The sequence below is a fragment of the Streptomyces sp. NPDC021080 genome (assembly GCF_044333225.1).
Classification (GTDB): Bacteria; Actinomycetota; Actinomycetes; order Streptomycetales; family Streptomycetaceae; genus Streptomyces.
In genome coordinates, this window is the sequence record NZ_JBIRQM010000051.1 from 1 (window position 1) to 4,774 (window position 4,774).

At 66.8% G+C, this 4,774-nt stretch carries 5 protein-coding genes and 1 pseudogene; all 6 read right to left on the minus strand.

Translation table 11 applies throughout. From position 1 onward, the window contains the following. A pseudogene (locus ACH4S8_RS44955) lies at positions 1-236 on the minus strand (acyl-CoA dehydrogenase family protein); the annotation flags it as partial. Positions 237-619: 383 nt separating this feature from the next. Continuing rightward, on the minus strand, positions 620-841 hold the full coding sequence (locus tag ACH4S8_RS44960; RefSeq protein WP_398405138.1) for a hypothetical protein: 222 nt from the start codon (positions 839-841) through the stop codon (positions 620-622). A gap of 240 nt (positions 842-1,081) precedes the next feature. Next, the gene (locus tag ACH4S8_RS44965; protein ID WP_398405140.1) at positions 1,082-1,792 is read right to left on the minus strand and encodes a hypothetical protein; all 711 of its coding nucleotides are present in this window, start codon (positions 1,790-1,792) and stop codon (positions 1,082-1,084) included. 694 nt (positions 1,793-2,486) lie between these two features. Continuing rightward, positions 2,487-3,851 carry a glutamate decarboxylase gene (locus tag ACH4S8_RS44970; RefSeq protein WP_398405142.1) on the minus strand — a complete coding sequence of 455 codons (1,365 nt, stop codon included), beginning with the start codon at positions 3,849-3,851 and terminating at the stop codon, positions 2,487-2,489. 123 nt (positions 3,852-3,974) lie between these two features. Next, a complete protein-coding gene (locus ACH4S8_RS44975) occupies positions 3,975-4,382 on the minus strand; it encodes a DUF3224 domain-containing protein (RefSeq protein ID WP_398405144.1) in 408 nt (135 codons plus the stop codon). A gap of 282 nt (positions 4,383-4,664) precedes the next feature. Further along, positions 4,665-4,774, minus strand: a 110-nt coding sequence (locus tag ACH4S8_RS44980; RefSeq protein WP_398405146.1) for a GNAT family N-acetyltransferase, incomplete at its 5' end; no start/stop codon positions are given.

Below are 4,774 nucleotides of genomic sequence, written 5' to 3' on the forward strand. Positions count from 1 at the left end.
AGCGGCGAGTACTCCAGGGAGATGCCGTTGGCGCCGAGGACCGTACGGCATTCGCGGGCGATGGCGATGGCCTCGCGGACGTTGTTGAGCTTGCCGACGCTGATCTGTTCGGGGCGGAGGCGTCCCTCGTCCTTCAGACGGCCGTGGTGCAGGGCGAGCAGGGCGGCGGCGCCCAGGGAGACGCTCATGTCGGCGAGCTTCTTCTGGGTGAGCTGGAAGCCGCTGATGGGCTTGCCGCCCAACGACTACGAAGCGCTCACAGTCGGCACTGTGCTCTCCGCTGGAGACAAATCACCCCGGCATCAAGGAGATCAAAACTGCGAACACTGTCACGGCCAGGGCCGGCGCGGGAAGCAGCTCCGGCACCACCGCGACGGCCGGGCCAGCGACAACAGCCCCGAGGCCGGCGGTGACGATGACGTGGGAGCGGTCAGGCGTGGGAGACGTGCGGGACTCCAAGGTGTCGGAAACAATGTGACTGCATGTCAACTTGGCTCCTGCGCCGACTCCGAGGCCTTGGGCCGGATCGTCGACGCGGAGGCCCGGAATTCGGCGTGAACTCGGTCCCGGAGAGTTCCTCAGCCACACCAGAGGCGCTCTTCGTCCAGCGTTCCGGGGGTTACGCCTTGGCTGGACCGCTGCCGGGCTCCTTTACGATGCGATCGCCGACCGCGATCGACTTCCACAGCCTGCGGTCGATGCGCACCTTGAGGAACTGGCCGTCCGCACGCCTCACCTTGACGAAGTGGTACATGTTCGCGCCGTCGAGCATGCCCCGCGACTTGTCCTCGACCATGCCTTCCCAGGCATCGTCCGGTCCTGGTTCGTGAGATTTGAACATGCCGCAAGCCTACGGAGGCCGACAGGCGTGGTGCAGTGTCAAGGGGCACACATACCGCAGTACAGATGTCCCACAGGGAGCCTCACAAATGTCCTGAGCAGCGCAACGACGACAGCCCTCCACCGCGGCCCCAGGCGGACCGGTGGACCGTCGATCTCGTCGCGGCCCGCCAGTTCCACACCCCTGAAAACCCGGGACCACCCCGCCGGACACACTGATCCCCTCCGCCGCCCCTGCCGGTCAGGCAACGCGTTCCAGGCCTGCCTTCACCGACTGGCGGGTGCCGTCCCGTTTGATCGTCTCGTAGGCAGAGTCCACTGTGTCGCCGGGGCGCAGCGTCAGGGTGATGCGGCCGTTCGTGACGCAGTTGCCGGACTGGATGTTCTCCCCGAGGGTCACCTGGTCCGTGCCGTCGACCGTGGTCAGGGTCACGGTGCCGTAGCAGTCGGAGGACTCCATCGCGTAGTGGACGCTGCCGACCTGCTCCCGCAGGGTGCCCCGGTCGAGTTCCACGGTGACCCGGTAGTGGTCGGTACGGGTGGCGTCGGCCTCTTCGGCGTAGCCCTGCCAGCGTCCGAGGAACTCCTCCGGCAGGCCGACGGGCGTCGCGGCGGTGGGGGTCGGGGCGGCGGTCGGGGTCCCGTCAGGTCCGCCGGACGCTCCAGGTGCCGCGGGCGTGGTCGGCGGGACCGAGCCGAGGGGAGCGGCGGAGGCGGCGGGCGCGCTGGACGCGTTGGAGGCGGGAGGCGTGCCGCCGAGCGACGGGCTGGAGGCGCGTTGCTCCATATCGCCGCTCAGTTGCACGAACAGTCCGATCAGAGCCGCGACGATCGTGGCCGCGGCGCCTATCAGGGCCACGACGAGTGCGCTCCGGTGAGAGTCGCCGGAGGCTTGACGGACCGGGTGCTGCGGCCTCGCGTAGGGGTCCGACGGGGACTGCGATCTGGTCATGGCACGGCCTCTGATGTCCGGTTCAGGGAAGATCAGGCCATATTGCCGTCCAGGCACCGCACTTGTGCGACTTTCACGCAAATCAGCCGAACTGATCAATTTGAATCGCCTCGCGCGCTGTTCCGGTTCGGTGCGCTCACCGGTTCGCGGGCACCAGCCCCTGATCCGGCCTGCAGGCGGTTCGAACTCGTTCGTGCAAGGGCTGGGCCGCTTCACGTCGGTGACGGATGTCTTGAGTCCCCCTGGCCCACGAGGCCGCCTCAAAGAGTGGCACCGTCCCCGGCGATTTCGCGGGGGTGACGCGGATCCCGGGCCGATGCCTCCGTTTCCCCTGGTCGTTTGGGGCCTCTGTCAAGAACGGCACGGCCCGGGATCTTCGTGGCCACCGCGAAACCTGTGATGCCCAGCCGAACGTTGACTGTCACGGCGCGAGCCCGCCCCAGGGGCGGCCTCTTGTTCCACCCACGAGTCCTCGAGCTCTGGAGACAGACCGAGCCCTGGGGTGCGCTGGTGTCGCGAACGGCTACCGAGATGGCGGGCCAACGAGTCCTGGGATCAGGGCGCCGCGTGACCCACATGTGCTCACGACCTGCAGAAATGAATAGATCTGGGAGGACGGCTCGACCGTGCTCTGGGGAACCGACAGTCGTTCGAGGTCACCGGTCCCCGGAAACCGCCGCTCCGTCACGGCGCGTCAGTAGCCGGTGCCGCGCTTGACCTGGGCCCGCTCGGTCCCGTGGGTCGCGCCCTTGTCATCCAGGGTGCGGCACGCGTCGGCGATGTCCTGGCCCAGGCGATCGATCTGCTCGCGGCTCATGGTCTCCTTGACCAGGGCACGCATGATCTTCACCCGCTCCGCGTTGGGCGGGAGCGTATATGCCGGCACCATCCAGCCCCGCTCGGCCGAGAGTTGCCAGGCGATGTCGGACTCGTCGTAGGAATGCTTGCCCGCGAGGCGGAAGGCGACCAGCGGTAGTTGCTCGAGGTCGCTGCCGATCACTTCGAAGCGGCCGCTGCCGCGCAGGTTGTCCGCCAGTGCGCGGGCGTTCTCCTGCATCATCTTCATGACGTAGGTGTAGCCCTGACGGCCGAGCCGCACGAAGTTGTAGTACTGCGCGAGCACCATCGACGCGCCGGTGGAGAAGTTCAACGTGAACGTCGCGTCGGTCTTGCCCAAGTAGTTCTCGTAGAACACGAGGTCCTTGGCCAGGTCGGACTCCTCACGGAAGACCAGCCATCCGATGCCGGGGTAGACCAGACCGTACTTGTGTCCCGAGACGTTGATGGACCGTACCTGCTCGAGCCGGAAGTCCCATTTCGAGTCCGGGTAGAGGAACGGCCACACGAAGGCGCCGCTGGCGCCGTCGACGTGGATCGGGATGTCGAGGTCCCGCTCTTTGCGGACGTCCCGCAGGAGCTTGTCGATCCCGACGACATCGTCCTTGTGACCCGTGAACGTGGTGCCGAGGACGGCGACGACGCCGATCGTGTTCTCGTCGAGGTGGGGCTCCACGTCCTCCGGGCCGATCGTGTACTTGCCCTCGGCAAGCGGCACGATCCGCGGCTCGACGTCGAAGTAGCGGCAGAACTTCTCCCACACGACGTGGACGTCTCCCCCGAAAATCAGGTTGGGCCGGTCGATCGACAGACCGGCTGCCTGGCGGCGCTCACGCCACTTCCACTTCAGCGACAGCGCGCCGAGCATGATCGCCTCGGACGATCCCTGGGTCCGGCATCCGGCCGTCCTGCCCGGCGCGTGGAAGAGGTCGGCGAGCATGCGTACGCAGCGCTGCTCGATCTCGGCGGAGATGGGGTACTCCGCATGGTCGATGAAGTTGCGGTGGAGATTCTCGGCGATCAGCCGTTGCGCCTCCGGCTCCATCCACGTGGTGACGAACGTGGCGAGGTTGCGCTGCGGGTCGCCCTCCATGGCGAGATCCACATCCACGAGCCTCATTGCATCCGTCGCGGTCATACCTTTTTCGGGGAAGGTCTCCGAGGGGGCAGGCATGGTGAGGAATCGGTTACCGAAAAGAGCCTCTTCGTCACGCTTCGTCATGCAGTGATTCAAGCAGCGCTCGATGCCGCCACGGGCGAGGGACACACCAGAAGGAAACTGCGCCGGTCACGAACGGGACCCTGAGCACAAAATCCCTGCCGGTCCCTTCGTGACACGCCGGGCCTACTGGCCGAGCTCGTAGTCGAACCAGATCCGGTGGGTGCCGTCCGCGTCGACAGCGACGCCGCCGGTCCCAGTGATCCCGGCCAACGCACCCGTTCCGCTGGCCGGCACGATGACGAAGAACTCGCTCTCCCTCCCTTCGCCCAGGGTCGTCGCGGAGTGCGCAAAATTGAAGGTGCCGACCTGCCCGTGGAGCGCCCCCTCGAAGGACTCCATAGCGACATACGTCCCCGCCCCGCTGGACTGGTCGAACGCGGCGGTGAACAACGTGGCGGAGCGCCCGGCAACCTCGCCTTCGTATTGCTTCGCCATCGTGGCGACACCGACAGGCAGCGCCGTCTCGATTGCGGGGCTCGGCACCGGTGCCGGGGTGAAGTCGGCAACTTTGAACGTCCCTGAAGCTCGCATCCCCGGATCGTATGCCGCACCACTGACATCGCCCCTGAGCAGTCCACCCATGAGGGCGACAGCAGCCAGTACGGGTCTGGCGGGGCTTCCCGGTGTGGGGGCGGGGAGAACGACGTGGACGGTACCTTCAATACCGTCGTCCCAGCAGGCGGCGGTGCCCGCGGGGACGAAGAAGTACTGCATCAGCTCCGGTGAGTGGGATCGACGGCGACCACGCCGGAATGCTCGATGTGTCGGAGGGCCTGAGGGCCGAGGAAACGGCGTGCCTTGACGCCGTCTACGTCACTCCCGCTCGGTCGTGCCGCGGGAGAACTTGTATCCGGTGAAGTCGGCGAGGTGGACGTATCCGATGCGCTGGTAGAGGGCGTTGCTGGTGGGGTTGGCCGGGTCCG

Bases quoted from the DNA above. Each gene is read 5' to 3' on its own strand.
- ACH4S8_RS44975 (WP_398405144.1), bottom strand. From the start codon at position 4,382: ATGCGAGCTTCAGGGACGTTCAAAGTTGCCGACTTCACCCCGGCACCG.
- ACH4S8_RS44960 (WP_398405138.1), bottom strand. From the start codon at position 841: ATGTTCAAATCTCACGAACCAGGACCGGACGATGCCTGGGAAGGCATG.
- ACH4S8_RS44970 (WP_398405142.1), bottom strand. From the start codon at position 3,851: ATGACGAAGCGTGACGAAGAGGCTCTTTTCGGTAACCGATTCCTCACC.
- ACH4S8_RS44965 (WP_398405140.1), bottom strand. From the start codon at position 1,792: ATGACCAGATCGCAGTCCCCGTCGGACCCCTACGCGAGGCCGCAGCAC.